The 16,341-nt window shown below is 69.8% G+C and carries 17 protein-coding genes and 2 tRNA genes; 7 read left to right on the top strand and 12 right to left on the bottom strand.

Going from position 1 to position 16,341, the window contains the following annotated elements:
- Positions 1 to 5 precede the first annotated feature (5 nt).
- Positions 6 to 395: a VOC family protein gene (locus QWJ38_RS08205; RefSeq protein WP_290358565.1), complete on the top strand. Its 390-nt coding sequence runs from the start codon at positions 6 to 8 to the stop codon at positions 393 to 395.
- Between the two features lie 12 nt (positions 396 to 407).
- Here the strand turns inward: QWJ38_RS08205 and QWJ38_RS08200 are convergent, their stop codons facing one another.
- Positions 408 to 1,112, bottom strand: coding sequence for a riboflavin synthase subunit alpha (locus tag QWJ38_RS08200; RefSeq protein ID WP_290358564.1), 705 nt, complete (start codon positions 1,110 to 1,112; stop codon positions 408 to 410).
- A complete protein-coding gene (locus QWJ38_RS08195; RefSeq protein ID WP_290358563.1) occupies positions 1,112 to 1,477 on the bottom strand; it encodes an ArsC family reductase in 366 nt (121 codons plus the stop codon). Before QWJ38_RS08195 ends, QWJ38_RS08200 begins: the two co-directional genes overlap by 1 nt.
- Before the next feature lie 39 nt (positions 1,478 to 1,516).
- Between QWJ38_RS08195 and aat the strand changes: the two genes are divergently transcribed.
- Both aat and QWJ38_RS08185 read left to right on the top strand, forming a co-directional pair.
- A complete protein-coding gene (gene aat / locus QWJ38_RS08190; protein WP_290358562.1) occupies positions 1,517 to 2,287 on the top strand; it encodes a leucyl/phenylalanyl-tRNA--protein transferase in 771 nt (256 codons plus the stop codon).
- Positions 2,284 to 3,006 carry an arginyltransferase gene (locus tag QWJ38_RS08185; protein WP_290358561.1) on the top strand — a complete coding sequence of 241 codons (723 nt, stop codon included), beginning with the start codon at positions 2,284 to 2,286 and terminating at the stop codon, positions 3,004 to 3,006. The genes aat and QWJ38_RS08185 overlap by 4 nt, the downstream gene beginning before the upstream one ends.
- Here QWJ38_RS08185 and QWJ38_RS08180 read toward each other — a convergent pair.
- Positions 3,003 to 4,127: an NAD(P)/FAD-dependent oxidoreductase gene (locus QWJ38_RS08180; protein WP_290358560.1), complete on the bottom strand. Its 1,125-nt coding sequence runs from the start codon at positions 4,125 to 4,127 to the stop codon at positions 3,003 to 3,005. The two genes, QWJ38_RS08185 and QWJ38_RS08180, sit on opposite strands and share 4 nt — an antisense overlap.
- 173 nt (positions 4,128 to 4,300) lie before the next feature.
- On the opposite strand from QWJ38_RS08180, the gene QWJ38_RS08175 reads away from it, so the two are divergent.
- Together QWJ38_RS08175 and QWJ38_RS08170 are read left to right on the top strand one after the other, a co-directional pair.
- Complete coding sequence (locus tag QWJ38_RS08175; protein WP_290358559.1) at positions 4,301 to 5,239, top strand: response regulator; 939 nt, start codon at positions 4,301 to 4,303, stop codon at positions 5,237 to 5,239.
- 3 nt (positions 5,240 to 5,242) lie between these two features.
- Positions 5,243 to 5,911 (top strand): hypothetical protein, encoded by a 669-nt coding sequence (locus QWJ38_RS08170; RefSeq protein WP_290358558.1) that lies wholly within the window; start codon positions 5,243 to 5,245, stop codon positions 5,909 to 5,911.
- Between the two features lie 141 nt (positions 5,912 to 6,052).
- On the opposite strand, the gene glsA is transcribed toward QWJ38_RS08170, so the two are convergent.
- From glsA to QWJ38_RS08130, 8 genes are all read right to left on the bottom strand, one after another.
- Positions 6,053 to 7,894 (bottom strand): glutaminase A, encoded by a 1,842-nt coding sequence (glsA, locus tag QWJ38_RS08165; RefSeq protein ID WP_290358557.1) that lies wholly within the window; start codon positions 7,892 to 7,894, stop codon positions 6,053 to 6,055.
- A 108-nt stretch (positions 7,895 to 8,002) separates the two neighbouring features.
- Complete coding sequence (locus QWJ38_RS08160; protein WP_290358556.1) at positions 8,003 to 9,646, bottom strand: Na/Pi cotransporter family protein; 1,644 nt, start codon at positions 9,644 to 9,646, stop codon at positions 8,003 to 8,005.
- Positions 9,647 to 9,744: 98 nt separating this feature from the next.
- Positions 9,745 to 9,819, bottom strand: a tRNA-Val gene (locus QWJ38_RS08155).
- A 79-nt stretch (positions 9,820 to 9,898) separates the two neighbouring features.
- Positions 9,899 to 9,973: transfer RNA gene (locus QWJ38_RS08150), tRNA-Val, on the bottom strand.
- Between the two features lie 53 nt (positions 9,974 to 10,026).
- Positions 10,027 to 10,752 carry a DNA polymerase III subunit epsilon gene (dnaQ, locus tag QWJ38_RS08145; protein ID WP_290358555.1) on the bottom strand — a complete coding sequence of 242 codons (726 nt, stop codon included), beginning with the start codon at positions 10,750 to 10,752 and terminating at the stop codon, positions 10,027 to 10,029.
- A 6-nt stretch (positions 10,753 to 10,758) separates the two neighbouring features.
- Positions 10,759 to 11,559: a prolipoprotein diacylglyceryl transferase gene (gene lgt / locus QWJ38_RS08140; protein ID WP_290358554.1), complete on the bottom strand. Its 801-nt coding sequence runs from the start codon at positions 11,557 to 11,559 to the stop codon at positions 10,759 to 10,761.
- Positions 11,560 to 11,637: 78 nt separating this feature from the next.
- The gene (locus QWJ38_RS08135) at positions 11,638 to 12,630 is read right to left on the bottom strand and encodes a tetratricopeptide repeat protein (RefSeq protein ID WP_290358553.1); all 993 of its coding nucleotides are present in this window, start codon (positions 12,628 to 12,630) and stop codon (positions 11,638 to 11,640) included.
- Between the two features lie 45 nt (positions 12,631 to 12,675).
- Entirely contained in the window at positions 12,676 to 13,608 is a 933-nt protein-coding gene (locus QWJ38_RS08130; protein ID WP_290358552.1) for a LysR family transcriptional regulator, read from the bottom strand.
- Positions 13,609 to 13,699: 91 nt separating this feature from the next.
- On the opposite strand from QWJ38_RS08130, the gene ilvD reads away from it, so the two are divergent.
- Positions 13,700 to 15,379, top strand: coding sequence for a dihydroxy-acid dehydratase (gene ilvD / locus QWJ38_RS08125; RefSeq protein ID WP_290358551.1), 1,680 nt, complete (start codon positions 13,700 to 13,702; stop codon positions 15,377 to 15,379).
- A 137-nt stretch (positions 15,380 to 15,516) separates the two neighbouring features.
- On the opposite strand, the gene QWJ38_RS08120 is transcribed toward ilvD, so the two are convergent.
- Positions 15,517 to 15,765: a TIGR04438 family Trp-rich protein gene (locus QWJ38_RS08120; RefSeq protein WP_290358550.1), complete on the bottom strand. Its 249-nt coding sequence runs from the start codon at positions 15,763 to 15,765 to the stop codon at positions 15,517 to 15,519.
- A gap of 126 nt (positions 15,766 to 15,891) precedes the next feature.
- On the opposite strand from QWJ38_RS08120, the gene QWJ38_RS08115 reads away from it, so the two are divergent.
- Complete coding sequence (locus QWJ38_RS08115) at positions 15,892 to 16,203, top strand: c-type cytochrome (RefSeq protein ID WP_290358549.1); 312 nt, start codon at positions 15,892 to 15,894, stop codon at positions 16,201 to 16,203.
- Positions 16,204 to 16,341 lie beyond the last annotated feature (138 nt).

Below are 16,341 nucleotides of genomic sequence, written 5' to 3'. Positions count from 1 at the left end.
GAACAATGGAAAAGGTCTGCGGCATCGGCGGCATCTTCTTCAAGGCACGCGACCCCGAGGCCATGCGCGCCTGGTATGCCCGGCACCTGGGACTGGATATCCAGCCCTGGGGCGGCGCAGCCTTCCCCTGGACCGATGCGGCCGGCCAGCCCAGCGGCGGTTCGACGATCTGGAGCGTCAGCGGCCTGGACAATAACTACTTCGGCCCCAGCCAGGCGCCGTTCATGATCAATTACCGGGTCGCCGACCTGGCCCGGCTGCTGGAGCAACTGCGCGCGGCCGGCTGCGAGGTGCTGGACAAGAGTGGCGAGGATTCCGAATACGGCAAGTTCGGCTGGGTCATCGACCCGGAGGGCAACAAGGTCGAGCTCTGGCAGCCGCCCCCCGGCCAGTGATCAGGCCGGCGATCAGGCCCTGGGCTTGATCGGTTCGGCCAGCGCGTCCAGGCTCTGGCCCGAGGCGGCCAGCAGCCTCTCCAGCGCTGGCAGCAGCGGCCCGAGCCGCTCGTCGATCGCCTCGCGCACCGTGTCGACGAAGACCTGGGTCGAGCGCTCGATCTCGATGTTCAGCTCGGCGCCGACCGCCTTGTCGCCGAAGGTCGTCATGCGCAGGGTCTCGGGGATCAGCCAGACCTCGAACCAGCCGGCGCGGCGATCGCATTCGGCGACGGTCAGGCTGGCGCCGTTGATCGCGATATAGCCCTTGCCGAAGATGTAGCGCATCCAGCGCGGCTCGACCGCGATGCGCAGCACATGGTTGTTCTCGGGCCGGCGGATCTCGATCAGCCGCGCCTTGAAATCGATATGGCCGGACAGCGGATGGCCGCCGATCTCGGCGCCGTCGCGCGCCGCGCGCTCGACATTGAGCCGGCTGCCGGCGCGCAGCTCGGCCAGCGTGGTCAGCGCCAGGCTCTGCTGCATCACGTCGAAATCGGCCTGGTCGGCGCCGCGCAGCGCGGTCACCGTCAGGCAGACGCCATCGCAGGACACGCTGGCGCCGATCTCCAGGCCTGCGCAGAAGCCGGCCGGGAAGCGCAGCGTGAAGCTGCGCAGGCCGGGCTTGTCCGCCAGCGTGGCGACCTCGGCGACCGCCTGGACGATGCCGGTGAACATCAGCGAGCCCCCTTGGCGCTGCGCTCGGCAAAGGCAGCGGCCGAGAAGCCGACGCTGAAGCCGCCGTCGGCCCACTCGACCAGCGGGCGCTTGATCACGCTGGCCTGGGCCTGCATCAGCGCTGCGGCGCTGGCGGCATCGACGACCTGCGCCTTCGTCGCATCATCGAGGCGACGCCAGGTGGTGCCGGCGCGGTTCAGGACCTTTTCCCAGCCCAGCTCGGCCATCCAGCGTTGCAGCCGCTCGGCCGGCACGCCGTCCTTCTTGTAATCGTGGAAGCGGTAGTCGAGGCCCTGCTCGGCGAACCAGCCGCGCGCCCGCTTGACCGTGTCGCAGTTCGGAATTCCGTAGACGGTGATCATCATGGGCCGGGAACTTACCACGAACGGCTACGATCGCTGCCCATGATCGACTGGCTGGACGACAGCAATCTGGACTTCCCGCCCAGCAGCCGCGCGCTGGGGCCGGACTCCGACGCGCCGGGCCTGCTGGCCGCCGGCGGCGACCTGTCGCCCGAGCGGCTGCAGGCCGCCTACTCGCGCGGCATCTTCCCCTGGTACGGCCCCGGCCAGCCGCCGCTGTGGTGGACGCCCGATCCGCGCATGGTGCTGCAGACGCGTCAGTTCAAGCTCTCGCGCTCGCTGCGCAAGACGGTGCGCCGCTTCGCCCTCAGCCCCACTTGCGAGATCCGCGTCGACAGCGCCCTGTCGACGGTGCTGGCCGCCTGCGCCGCCGCGCCGCGCGAGGGCCAGAACGGCACCTGGATCGTGCCCGAGATGCAGCGCGCCTATCTGGACTGGGCGCGGCGCAGCGGCGCGGTGCACAGCATCGAGACCTGGATCGACGGCGAACTGGCCGGCGGGCTTTACGGCATCAATCTGGGCCGCATGTTCTTCGGCGAATCGATGTTCGCGCGCCGCAGCGACGCGTCCAAGATCGCGCTGGCCGCGCTGATCTGTCTGTGCCGGCGGCATGGCATCACGTGGATCGACTGCCAGCAGAACACCCGCCACCTGGCCTCGCTCGGTGCGGCGGAAGTCTCGCGCAGCGCCTTCGAGGCGCATCTGCGCCGGGCGCTGGCGCAGCCGGCTCCCGCCGATTGGACCTATCATCCCAGCCTATGGGAGCGGCTCGAAGACGGCCCCTCCCCCGAACCCGATACGCCGCCGCCGTGACCCATCCGAAAGAGCTTCCGCTGGCCCAGCTGCAGTTCTATGCGACTGCCGCCTATCCCTGCAGCTATCTGCCGCAGCGCCAGGCGCGCTCGCAGGTGGCCACGCCCAGCCATCTGATCCACGCCGATGCGTATTCGGGCCTGGTCGCCGCCGGCTTTCGCCGCTCCGGCCTGTTCACCTACCGGCCCTATTGCGACAGCTGCAAGGCCTGCGTGCCGATGCGCATCCCGGTCGAGGACTTCCGCCCCTCGCGCAGCCAGCGCCGCGCACTGCGCCAGCACCAGGCGCTGCAGGCGCGGGTGATGCGGCTGGGCTTCAGCCAGGAGCATTACGAGCTCTATCTGCGCTACCAGGCGGGCCGCCATTCGGGCGGCGGCATGGACCATGACAGCGTCGACCAGTACAGCCAGTTCCTGCTGCAAAGCCGGATCAACTCGCGCCTGGTCGAATTCCGCGATGCCGAGGGCCGGCTGAAGATGGTGTCCATCCTGGACATCCTCAGCGACGGCCTGTCGGCCGTCTACACCTTCTACGAGCCCGAGGCCGGCGCCAGCTACGGCACCTACAACGTGCTCTGGCAGATCGCCCAGACGCGCGAGCTGAAACTGAGCCATCTCTACCTCGGCTACTGGATCGCGGAGAGCCCGAAGATGGCCTACAAGGCCGGCTACCGGCCGCACCAGCTGCTGCGGGACGGCCGCTGGGTCACAGCGGCCTAGATTTCCAGCCGAGCCAGCACCTCGTCGGCAATCGCCAGGCAGCTGGTCAGGCCCGGCGACTCGATGCCCAGCAGATTCACCAGGCCCGGCAGACCATGGCGGGCCTGGCCGTCGATGCGGAAGTCCGGCGCCGGTTCGCCGGGGCCGTGGATCTTCGGCCGCACGCCGCTATAGGCCGGCTGCAGCGCGCCGTCGGGCAGGCCCGGCCAGTAGCGCCGCACATCGGCATAGAAACCCTCGGCGCGCGCCGGGTCGACCCGGTAGTCGAGCCGCGCCGGATCGTCGACGCCGTTCAGCCACTGGCCATCGGGCCCGAAGCGCGCCTGGCCCGCCAGGTCCAGGGTCAGGTGCACGCCCAGCCAGGCATCCTGCGGCAGCGGATAGATCAGACGCTGGAACGGCGAGCGGCCGGTCAGCGAGAAATAGCAGCCCTTGCTGAAATGCGCGGCCGGTCGGTGCTCGGCCGCCAGGCCCTCGGTCGCCGCGGCCAGGGCCGGTGCCCATAGACCGGCCGCGTTGACGACCCGACCGGCGGCCAGCTCCATCGTCTCGCCGCCGCTGGCCACCTCCAGCCGCCAGCCCGCGCCGTCGCGGCGCAGCGCCTGCACCGCCGAGCCCAGCGCGACCGCGCCGCCGGCATGCTCCAGATCGCCCTGCAGCGACAGCATCAGGCCATGGCTGTCGACGATGCCGGTTGAGGGCGAGAGCAGCGCCGCCTCGCAGCGCAGCGCCGGCTCCAGCGCCTGCGCCTCGGCCCGCTCCAGCCAGCGCAGATCGTCGACGCCATTCGCCGCCGCACGCTCGGCCAGCCGGCGCAGGCCTTCCAGCTGCGCCGCGTCGGTGGCGACCACCAGCTTGCCGCAGCGCCGGTGCGCGACCCCGTGGGACTCGCAGTGCGCATACAGCGCCGCCCTGCCCCGCACGCACAGCCGCGCCTTCAGCGAACCCTGCGGGTAGTAGAGCCCGGCATGGATGACCTCGCTATTGCGCGAGCTGATGCCGCTGCCGATCGCGGTCTCGCGTTCCAGCACCAACGTTTCCAGCCCGCGCCGCGCCAGCGCGCGGCCGACCGCCAGACCGACCACCCCGGCCCCGATCACCACCGCATCGACTCGTTCCATGCCTGCCTCCATGCGTCGATTTTGCGGTGCCCGCCCCAGCCGAAGCCGCCCGGCGCGCAGTTTTGCGCGCTTTGCGCCCAAAACCGGGGGAAAACACCGGCCCGCGCCGGCCGCGCCGCCGGCACCATGCCGGCCCAGGGGAGCGCCATACCTTCGAAGGGAAGAAGAGCGCCGTGGAAGAGACAAAAGCAAGAGCCGACGCCGAAACGGCGGACCGCAAGAAGGTGTTGATCGTCGACGACAGCCGCGCGATCCGCGCCATCATTCGCCGCGCGCTGGAATGCGAGGAGCTGGGCGAGCTGCACATCGAGACCGCCTGCGACGGCACCGAGGCGCTAGACCGCATCGACAGCTTCCGGCCCGATCTGGTGCTGGCCGACTGGCATATGCCCGGCGTGTCCGGCATCGAGATGCTGCAGACCCTGCGCCAGAGCGGCCATGCCGACATCGCGGTCGGCTTCGTGACGACCGAGACGGCCAGCGAATGCCTGATGCAGGCGCACAGCAATGGCGCGTTGTTCGTGCTGAACAAGCCCTTCGACGACGGCGCGCTGCGCCGCGCGGTGGCCCAGGGCCTGCAGCGCCGCGCCAGCCCCGCGCCGGCGCTGACGGCGGAAACGCCTGGCGCCCAGGCGATCGAATCGCTGGCCCAGCTGCAGCAGAGCATGTCGGCCCACCTGGGCATGCGCGGCTTCGAGCTCGACCGCCAGGACGGCGGCGGTAGCGCCGAATGGCTGCAGCAGCAGGGGACGCGGCTGATCGCGCTGTACGGCAGCGCCGGCCGCAAGGGCGTCTATGCGGTGGGCCTCCTGGACCTGCCGGCCTGCTGCCTTCTCGGCGGCAGCAGCGGGGGCGAAATCCAGGCGGCGCTGCGCCAGGGCCGGCCGGCCGCGCGCCAGGTGGAACAGGCCTCGCGCTTCATGCGCGCGGTCACCCCGCTGCTGAAGAAGCGCACGCCCAGCGACGCGCCGGCGCTGAGCGCCGCGCGGCTGAGCAGCCAGCCCTTCGACAAGCTGGCCCAGCTGCTGCAGCAGAACCACGGCCGCAGCGACTTCCTGCTGCGCCTGCCCGCCACCGGCGGTCAGGGGCGCTTGAGCTTCATGCTGGCCTGAGCGATGGCCCTCGCTATCGAAAGCATTGCCAGCGTCGGCGTGCTGGTCGCCAACGCGGTCTTCATCATCGTCTCGGTCGCCACCTATCTGCGCATGAACACGCATGAGCAACGGCGCCAGGACTTCATCGTGCGCGCGCTGAACGACACGCGCGAGGCCGGCCGCGACCTTAAGGCGGTCGCGCGCAGCCTGGAGCGCCTGCTCGAACGCGCCGAGCGCATGCGCGCCTGGCAGCGCGTCGAGCCGGGCGAGTCGATGAGCAGCTGGCCCGATTCGCTGCCGCAGGAGGAGGCGGAGCCGGAGCCCGATCTGCAGCGGCTGCGGCCGCTGGAGTCGCTGAACGGCCTCAGCGCCGAGGACTATGCGGAATGGCGGCGCCTGCACCAGGTCGAGCTCGACCGCGTGCTGAACCAGCGCAGGCGCCTGCAGGCCGAGGTCGCCGCGCTGCGCGAACGCGCCGCCCGCGAGCGCCGCCAGCCGGAACGCGCGCGCGGCGAGGCCGGCGAAGAGGCGCTCGATGCCGAGGCCTTGAGCCAGTTGCGCCAGCAGCTGGAGGCGCTGCAGGCGCAGCTGCAGCGCAGCCTGGTCGAGAAGGACTTCATCGAGGAACGGCTCTTGCGCCTGGACGCCAGCGAGCGCCGGCTGCGCGAGGACGCTGAGGAACCGTCCTAGCAGGCTGTTGAAAAACGTAGCGAGGACGGCCCGCGGCTAGGCGCCCGGAGCGCAGGAACCGGAACGTACTTCCTGTACGTGAGGATTCCGAGCACCGCGCAACGACGCTGCGGGGCGCCGCAGTAGTTTCTCAACAGCCTGCTAGGCGTCGAGCGCCGTCAGCTCGCCTGACAGGCGCACCACCGTCTCGCTGCTGCCGCGCAGCATCTGGCGCAGGAGGCCGATCAGCAGGCTGGGCCGCTCGCTGTGCAGCGCGGCGAACTCGGCCGTGCCGAGCCGCCAGCATTCGACCGCCGTGTCGGCGCGCACATCGGCCGAGCGCGCTCCGCCCGAGACCAGCGTCAGCTCGCCGAAGCTCATGCCGGCCGACAGGGTCTGCAGGCGCCGGCTGCCGCCCTGCGGCAGCTCGATGATGACGCTGACCTCGCCCCGGCGCAGCAGATAGAGGCCGTCGGCCGGCTCGCCGCGGCGCACGATCAGCGCGCCCGGCTCGAAGCGCAGCAGCTGCAGCCGCGCGCGCAGATGTTCGATGTCCTCGGCCGCCAGGCCGGCGCACAGGCCCTGCTCGGCCAGCTCCCGCGGGTGCTGCGCGGCCGCAGCACCCGCGCCATCGAGCAGGCCGCGCTCGCACCATTCCAGGCCCAGATCGAGCTGCGGCTGGAAGCTGACCGCCGGCGCGCTGCGCGGATCGAGCTCGGCGCCGAAGCCGGCCAGCAGGCCGCCGCGGCGCACCCGCGTCAGCACCAGATGCCGGCCCTGCGCGGCGAAGTCGTTGACCAGGCCCTCCAGCATGCGCACCGCCGCCGCATCGGCATGGCCGACGCGCTTGAAGTCCAGCACCGCGAAGCGCAGCTCGGCACCGGCGCCGGCAATGTCGCGCAGCACCGGCTCCAGGGTCGCGAAGCGCAGATCGCCCTGCAGCTCGTAGACGATGGCGCGATCGCCCTGCTGCTCGAGCCGGCGCTCCTGCTCGGGCGGGCGCCGACGCTTGGAGCGCACGCCGGCCAGCGTGTAGCGCGCGCGCAGCGCCATCACCGCCGGCCGCGGCGGCTGCAGGAAATGCAGGCCCAGATCGCGCGACAGCGCCTCGCAGACGGCAACGCCGCGCACGCTGTTGCCGCGCTCGTCCAGCGCCGGCGAATAGACGCCGATGCCCAGCTGCCCCGGCAGCACGGCCATGATGCCGCCGCCGACGCCGCTCTTGGCCGGCAGGCCGACGCGGTAGACCCATTCGCCGGAGAAGTCGTACATGCCGCAGGTCGTCATCACGCTGAGGATGGGGCCGATGTGCTCGGCGGCCACCGCGCGCACCCCGGTCTGCGGATGGACGCCGCCATTCGCCAGGGTCGCCGCCATCAGCGCCAGGTCGCGGCAGTCGACGCGCACCGAGCATTGCTTGAAGTACAGCTCCAGCGCCGGCTCCGGATCGTCGCTGACGATGCCGTAGTTGCGCAGCATGTGACCGATCGCGCGGTTGCGGTGGCCGGTCGTGCGCTCCGACTCGAACACCGCCGCATCGATCTCGAGTGGCCGCCCGGCATAGGCGGACAGCGCGTCCAGCAGGCGCGCCAGCCGCGCCTCGCCGTCGTCGCCCTGCAGCAGGGCCGCGGCGGCGATGGCGCCGGCATTGATCATCGGATTGCGCGGCCGGCCGCTGCCCGGCTCCAGGCTGATCGAGTTGAAGGCGTCGCCGGAGGGCTCGACCCCGATCGCCCGGGCGACCCGCTCGGGTCCGCGGTCCTGCAGCGCCGCGCCATAGACCAGCGGCTTGGAGATCGACTGCAGGGTGAAGGGAAGCCGCGCATCGCCGACCTCGTAGAGCTGGCCGTCGACGGTGGCCAGCACGATGGCGAAGCGGCGCGGGTCGGCCTTGGCCAGCTCCGGGATGTAGGTGGCGACGCGGCCGCCGTCCAGGTCGGCGAAGCGGCGCAGCAGGCGCTCCAGATAGGCTTGCAGGGTCGAGCTGGGCGCGTGCATCGTCATGCCGCAGCGTCAGCAAGTATCGTGCGCACTGCCGCGGCTCGCGCGTTCACCACAGGCGTGCGCTACGCACCGGAATCGGCGCCCTAGCGCGCCGCCGCGGTGCGGCGCTCAGCCGGCCGGTTCGCTGAGCCCCGCCGCGGCCGGCGCCTGCTCGCCCTGCACGATCGGATAGGCGATCGCGCAAAGATGGCCGTTGATGCGCTTGAGATCGCTGATCAGGTCCAGGTGCAGCGAGCTGGTCTCGATGCTTTGTGCGCGGTTGTCCTGCAGCCGGGCGATATGGCTGGCCGCATAGTCGCGCACCAGTTCGCGAAAGCGCGTCTTCTCCTCCAGCAGCTTCTCGGCATCGCGCCGATGGCCGTCGAGAAAGACGCTCATCGCCAGGCGCAGATTGGCCTGCAGGCGCTCGTGCAGATGGCAGATCTCGGCCATGCCGGCGGCCGAGAAGCTGCGGCCCTTCCTGATCTTCTTGTCCTCGACGTCCTGCAGGATGCGCTCGATCGTGTCGCCGACCTGCTCCATATTGATGGTGAAGGAGACGATGTCGGTCCAGCGCCGCGCCTCGCGCTCGGACAGCGACTCGCGCGAGATCTGGGTCAGGTAGAACTTGATCGCCGAATAGAGCTCGTCGACGGTGTCGTCGAGCCGGCGCAGCTCCTCGGCCAGCGCCAAGTCGTTGTTGCGGATCACCGGCAGGATGCCGCGCAACATGGTCTCCACCACATCGGCCTGGTGCAGGGCCTCGCGCACCGCGCAGGAGATCGCCAGCGAGGGCGTCTCCAGCGCCATCGGGTCCAGATGGCGCGGCCGGCTGGAGGCCGGCGGCGGCGGCGTGCGCATCAGCAGCTCCAGCCGTCGCGCCAGCGGGCCGGTGAAGGCGATGAAGGCCAGCGCCGTCAGCAGATTGAAGCCCAGGTGGAAGGCGACCACCTGCTGCGCGGGCGCCTCGAAGCCGGCGCGCAGCTCGCGCGCGATCGCCGGCAGCAGCGCGATCGCGATCAGGCAGCCGGCCAGCTTGAACAGCAGATTGCCGACCGGCAAGCGCCGCGCCGATACGCTGGCGCCGGCGGTCGACAGCAGGGCCAGCAGGCCGCTGCCCAGATTGGCGCCCAACACCAGGCCCAGCGCCATCGGCGTCGGCAGCAGGCCGCCGCCGGCCAGGCTGGCGGTCAGCAGCACGACGGCCAGGCTCGAGTAGCTGAGCACGGTCAGCAGCGCGCCGACGACGATGTCCAGCAGCACCTCGTTGGGCAGGGCCAGCAGCAGCGCCCGCATCGCCGGGCTGTCGGTCAGCGGTTCGGTCGCCGCGACGATCAGCTGCAGGGCCAGGGTGATCAGGCCCAGACCGATCGCGATGCGGCCGATGCGCCCGGCCGTGGTCTTCTCGCGCGAGATGAACAGCACGACGCCGCCGAAGATCATCAGCGGCGACAGCCAGGACAGGTCGAAGGAGAACAGCACGGCGATCGCGGCCGTGCCGACATCGGCGCCCAGCATCAGCGCCAGCGCGGCCGCCGTCGGCACCAGGCCCTGGCCGACAAAGGAAGCGACGATCAGGCAGGTCGCCGTGCTGGACTGCACCAGCGCGGTGACGCCGAAGCCGGCCAGCAGCGCCCGCGGCCGCGTGCCGACGCTGGCGGCGATCAGCTGGCGCAGCCGGCCGCCGAAGACGCGCAGCACGCCGGTGCGCACGACATAGGTCCCCCAGACCAGCAAGGCGATCGCGGCCAGCAGATTGAGCAGATGGAGCATGGAAGCATTCTGCGGCAGCCGCGCGCCGCCGTGGAAAGGTCCCGCTGGCACCATCGAAAAGCAAAAAGCCCGGCATAGGCCGGGCTTCGTCTGCGTTTTGGTGGGCGGTGAGGGTTTCGAACCCCCGACCCCGACAGTGTGAATGTCGTGCTCTACCCCTGAGCTAACCGCCCGAATTCTTTGCAATTCGGTTTCGCGTGATGTCTTGATCAGTGCCACCAAGAGCGCCCGTTACTGTTTTAACGGCTGTCTTGGTGGGCGGTGAGGGTTTCGAACCCCCGACCCCCACAGTGTGAATGTGATGCTCTACCCCTGAGCTAACCGCCCTGATCGATCACTTTCGCGAAGCCTGCGATTATGCCATGGCTTTCGGTGTCGACTCAAGCGCCGGGCGCGGATTCGACCCAGATGCGCTTGCCGCCGCTGGCCTTGTCCAGTTCGGCCAGCACTTTTTCATGCGCGCTCAGCTCTTCGGCGCTGGCCATCAGCACCGGTAGCGGGAAGGCGCTCAGATCGACCGCCGCGACGCGGGCCTCGCCGCCGGGGCCTGCACCGGCGTCGCCAGCCTCGTCCATCATCAAGAGCGCGTCCTGGCCGCGCGTCATATTGATGTAGACCTGGGCCAGCAGCTCGGCATCGATATGGGCGCCGTGCAGCTCGCGCTTGGAGTTGTCCACATCCAGCCGCGAGCACAGCGCATCGAGCGTGTTCTTCTTGCCCGGGAACATATCGCGCGCCATCAGCAGGGTGTCGCGCACGCCGCTGACGAGGTCGTTGATCGGCGGGCGCTGCAGCCGGCGCATCTCGGCATTGACGAAGCCGAGGTCGAAGGGTGCGTTGTGGATCACCAGCTCGGCGTCGCGCACAAAGTCGATGAACTGGTCGACGATCTCGGCGAACTTGGGCTTGTCGGCCAGGAAGGCCTCGGTCAGGCCGTGCACGCGCAGCGCGTCCTCGTGGCTGGCGCGCTCCGGGTTGATGTACAGATGCAGGTGGTTGCCGGTCAGCTGGCGGTTGATCATCTCGACGCAGCCGATCTCGAGGATGCGGTCGCCGCCCTCGGCCGACAGGCCGGTCGTTTCGGTATCGAAGAAGATTTGGCGCATGGCGGATCAGTGTTGCTTGCGGGAGGCCCAGGCCCAGATGATGAGGCCGGCGGCGATCATAGGCAGCGACAGCCACTGGCCCTGGCTCAGGCTCAGCGCGCGCAGGCCCAGGAAGTCGTCCGGCTCGCGGAAGAACTCGGCCAGGAAGCGGAAGAAGCCGTAGCCGACCAGGAACAGGCCCGAGACCTGGCCGGTCGCGCGCGGCTTGCGGGCGTACAACCACAGCAGCAGGGCCAGCAGCAAGCCCTCGCCGAGGAACTGGTAGAGCTGCGAGGGGTGGCGCGGCAGGCCGCCATCATGCGCCTGCGGGAACACCATCGCCCAAGGCAGCTCGGGCGAGGCGGCGCGGCCCCACAGCTCGCCGTTGATGAAGTTGCCGATGCGTCCGGCGGCCAGGCCGGTCGGCACGCAGGGCGCGATCAGGTCGGTCACCTCGAAGAAGCTGCGGCCGCGCAGCCGGGCGAACAGCGCCATCGCCACCAGCACGCCCAGCAGGCCGCCGTGGAAGGCCATGCCGCCCTTCCAGACGGCGAAGATCTCGCCCAGGTTGTGCAGGTAGTAGCCGGGCTTGTAGAACAGCACATAGCCCAGGCGCCCGCCCAGCACGACGCCCAGCACGCCGAAGAACAGCATGTCGTCGACGTCGCGGCGGGTCCAGCCGGCGGCCGCCCACTGCGGCTGGCGCACGCGCAGATTGGCCAGCCAGAGGAACAGGCCGAAGGCGGCCAGATAGGTCAGCCCGTACCAGTGCACGGCCAGCGGGCCGAGCTGAATGGCGACGGGATCGAATTGCGGGTGCACCAACATGCGGGCGGTCCTGGCGAATGGGTCGGGCGGTCGGGAGGCGACGAGGCCGGCATCATAGCCAGCGGCCGCGGGGCTCGGTCAGCCGAGTTCGGCCAAGCGCTTGCGCGCATCATCCAGGTACTTGGGCGCGCCGCGCTTGCGGGCGACGAAGCGCTCCAGCGTCACGCGCGCCTGCTCCCGGTCGCCCTTGTCGATCAGCATCAGGCCCAGGCGGTAGTCCAGCGGCAGCCGCGGCGCGCCGATCAGGCCGCGCGCGCGCTCGAACTGGCGTGCCGATTCCTCGTACTGCTGCTGCGCCGCCGCCAGCCGTGCCAGGCCGAAGGCCGCGGTCGCATGGCGCGGATAGGCGCGCTCGAGGTTCTCGAAGATGGCCTTCGCATGGGCGAAGTCACCGTCGAACACGTACTGCATGCCCAGCTCGTACCAGGCCTCGCGCAGCGCCATGTGCAGGGTCGGGTCGTTGCCGGGCTTGACGCCTTGCAGGCCGCGCTCCATCTCGGCGTACTGCTTGTCGTGGTGGGCCAGCAGCGCGGCCAGCAGCTTGGCATGCTCGGGCTGGCGCGCGCGCGCCTGCTGCACCAGATCTTGCGCCTTGTCGGCGCCACCGCCGGCAAAGGACGGCAGCTTAAGGTAGAGCTCCAGCAAGGCCTGGCGCGGCTCGAACAGCAAGGGATCGAGCTCCAGCGCGCGCTGCAGATTGCCGCGTATGGGCCTGGCCAGCGTGATCGCCTTCATCGTGCCGCCGGTGACAATCTCGACGCCCTGCACCGTCGCCATCGCCGCATAGCAGATGGCCTGTTTGGGCTGCTGGTCGATGCAGCGCTGCACGCCGCGGCCGGCCGCCTGCACCCGCTCGACATCGCCATCGGCGATGGCCGCCAGCGCGCGGGCCACCAATGCCTCGGCGTCGTCGGGCTGGCCGCGCAGTCGCGCTTCAGCGGCACGCTCGAGTTCCTCGCTCTTGCCGGCCTCGACCCAGGCCGCCCATTGCGGCGTCTTCAGCATCTGCGCCTGCGCCGCGGCGGCGCCCAGGAGCAGGGCCAGACAGAGGACGGGATTGCGCAGATTCATCGTCGGATCATTCGCTAGAGAGGCGGCGGCCGGCGCCGCGGTCGCTCAGGATATACGGGAATTCCCTGTGTCGCCGGCCGCCTCCCGCAATTGCTGCCGCACATGCTCGACGAAGCGGTGCACGGCCGGCGCCGCGTCGGCCCGCCAGACCAGGCTGGTCTCGCAGACCGGCGCGCCGTCTATCGGCCGGTAGACGACGCCGGACCGCTGCAGCCCCATCACGCTGGCCGGCACCCAGGCGACGCCGATGCCGGCCGAGACGAGGTTGACGATGGTCTGCATCTGAATGGCCTCCTGGGCAATCTGCGGCGTGGCGCCATGGGCGCGGTAGAAGGCCAGCACCGCATCGAACAGCGAGGGCGCGATCTCGCGCGGGAAGATGACCAACGGCAATTGCAATGCCTGGCGCGCCGCCAGCGCGGGCGCCCGGCCGGCATCGGGCAACAGCGCCTCCTCGGCGCTGTGCGCCAGCACCAGCGGCTCGCGGCTGATGCTGAGCGCCTCGAGCCCCGGCGGCAAGGCGCCCGGCGCGTGGATGATGAAGCCGGCATCGATGTCGCTGCTGGCGAAGTCGCGCAGCTGCACGTCCAGCGTCGCCTCGCGCAGGCTCAGCACGATGTCCGGCTGGCGCTCGCGGAAGCGCCGCAGCCAGCGCGGCAGATCGCCATAGCCGACCGTGGAGACGAAGCCCAGCCGCAGCCTTCCGCTCTGGCCGCGCGCCGCCGCCTGCACCAGCGGCGCCAGCTGCTCGGCTTCGGCCAGCAGCGCGCGCGCCGGCGCCAGCAGGGCGGCGCCGGCCACACTGAGCAGGACCGAGCGGCTGCTGCGCTCGAACAGCGGCGCGCCCAGCGCCTGCTCGAGCTTCTGGATCGCCTGCGTCAGCGGCGGCTGGGTCATGTGCAGACGCGCCGCCGCGCGGCCGAAATGCAGTTCCTCGGCGACGGCCACGAACTGGCGCAGGCTTCTGAGCTCGATCATTGATATTCAATACGTATTGATTTATCGAGAATAATATATTTGAAAAGCAGATCGGTGGCGCGCACACTGGGCGGATCAAGGAGACCACTCGATGTCATACAACCGCCGCTCCAAGAACATCACCGAGGGCGTGGCCCGCGCGCCGAACCGCTCGATGTACTACGGCATGGGCTACCAGGAGAGCGACTTCGGCAAGCCGATGATCGGCATCGCCAACGGCCACTCGACGATCACGCCCTGCAACTCGGGCCTGCAGAAGCTGGCCGACGCGGCCGTGATCGGCCTGAAGGCGGCCGGCGCCAATGCGCAGCTGTTCGGCACGCCGACCATCAGCGACGGCATGGCCATGGGAACCGAGGGCATGAAGTACTCGCTGGTCTCGCGCGAGGTGATCTCCGACTGCGTGGAGACCTGCGTCGGCGGCCAGTGGCTGGACGGCGTGATGGTGATCGGCGGCTGCGACAAGAACATGCCCGGCGGCATGATGGGCATGCTGCGCGCCAATGTGCCGGCCATCTACATCTACGGCGGCACGATCAAGCCCGGCCACTACAAGGGCCAGGACCTCAACATCGTCTCGGTCTTCGAGGCCGTCGGCCAGTTCTCGGCCGGCAAGATGAGCGAGGAGGACTTCTGCCAGATCGAGAAACGCGCGATCCCCGGCAGCGGCTCCTGCGGCGGCATGTACACCGCCAACACCATGAGCTCGGCCTTCGAGGCGCTGGGCATGTCCCTGCCCTACTCCTCCTCGATGTCCAATGTCGAGGACGAGGTGGTCGAGAACGTGAAGCTGGCGGCGAACTACCTCGTCGAGGCCGTCAAGGCCGACCTGAAGCCGCGCGACATCGTCACCAAGAAGGCGATCGAGAACGCCGTCGCCGTCATCATGGCCACCGGCGGCTCGACCAACGCGGTGCTGCATTTCCTGGCCATCGCCCATGCGGCCGAGGTCGACTGGACCATCGACGACTTCGAGCGCATGCGCAAGAAGATCCCGGTGCTCTGCGACCTGAAGCCCAGCGGCAAGTACCTGGCCGTCGACCTGCACAAGGCCGGCGGCATCCCGGCCGTGATGAAGGTGCTGCTGAAGGCCGGCCTGCTGCACGGCGACTGCATCACCATCACCGGCAAGACGGTGGCCGAGAACCTGGCCGAGGTGCCGGAGCTGCGCGCCGATCAGGAGGTGATCCGCGCCGTGGCCGACCCGATGTACGAGCAGGGCCATCTGGCCATCCTGAAGGGCAATCTCTCGCCCGAGGGCTGCGTGGCCAAGATCACCGGCCTGAAGAACCCGGTCATCACCGGCCCGGCGCGCGTGTTCGACGACGAGCAGAGCGCGCTGGCCGCCATCATGGCCAAGCAGATCCAGGCCGGCGACGTGATGGTGCTGCGCTATCTGGGTCCCAAGGGCGGCCCGGGCATGCCCGAGATGCTGGCGCCGACCGGCGCGCTGATCGGCCAGGGTCTGGGCGAATCGGTGGGCCTGATCACCGACGGCCGCTTCTCCGGCGGCACCTGGGGCATGGTCGTCGGCCATGTGGCGCCCGAGGCCTATGAGGGCGGCACCATCGCCTTGGTGCAGGAAGGCGACTCCATCACCATCGACGCGCACCGGCTGTTGCTGGAGCTGAACGTCGATGCGGCCGAACTGGCGCGACGCCGCGCGGCCTGGAAGCAGCCGGCACCGCGCTACACCCGCGGCGTGCTGGCCAAGTTCGCCAAGAGCGCCTCCAGCGCCAGCTCAGGCGCGGTGCTGGACAAATTCGATTGAGGCTGCGCAGCAGCCTCAGCCGGGGCCGCCCCGCGGCGCCGGCCTGAAGTCGCGTCCCGCGACTTCAGATCGAATTTGCGCGCAGGCTCCTTGGAGCCTGCGTCACAAGTTCGACCCCACGGAGCTCCGCCCGCTGCTCAACGCTTGTTCCGCTGCTGCTCGCCCTTGCCCAGCGCCTCCAGCGCCCGCTCGCGGCGGGCCGCCTTGCGGGCTTCCATCCGGTCCATCGCCTTCTTGCGCGTATAGCCGCTCTGGTCGGCCCAGGCCCACCATACGACGGCCAGGCCGAAGGGCGCCAGCACCGCGAGCCAGCTCCAGTCGGCCACCGGCGCGACGCCCGCCAGCTTGAGCCCCCCGAGCAGCACGCCGATCAACACGAACCACATTCGCCCAACTCCTTTTTTGAGATGCTCGCGCGTCGGGGCGCGAACACTACAATGCCCCGACGGCTCACCTGCCCGGACTGTAGTGCAGATTGCCTCAACACCCCGCCGACGAATCGAAAGGAAGCCATGAAGTCCTCCCTGATCGCCCTGGCCGCAATGGCCGCCACGCTGGCCGCACCGGCCGCCTTCGCCAACGCCGATCTGGCGCAGAAGAAGAACTGCATGGCCTGCCATGCGCTGGACAAGAAGCTGGTCGGCCCCGCCTACAAGGATGTCGCCGCCAAGTACGCCAAGGACAAGGACGCGGTCGCCAAGCTGTCCGAGAAGATCATCAAGGGCGGTTCCGGCGTCTGGGGCCCGGTGCCGATGCCGGCCAACACGCAGGTGAACGAGGCCGAGGCCAAGCAGTTGGCGCAGTGGGTGTTGTCGGTGAAGTGATCGGCCGGACTGCATGAAGAAGCCCCGCAATGCGGGGCTTTTTGTTGCGCGCGCCGGGTTCTGGTGTTCACCCACATCGCTGCGCGATATGAGTGAACCCCGAACCGGGCCATTCGGCTGCGCCGACCGCGCATCGCG

This window comes from Roseateles violae, from assembly GCF_030410485.1.
Taxonomy (GTDB): Bacteria; Pseudomonadota; Gammaproteobacteria; order Burkholderiales; family Burkholderiaceae_C; genus Roseateles_D; species Roseateles_D violae.
This window is presented reverse-complemented; position numbering and strand designations above follow the sequence as displayed.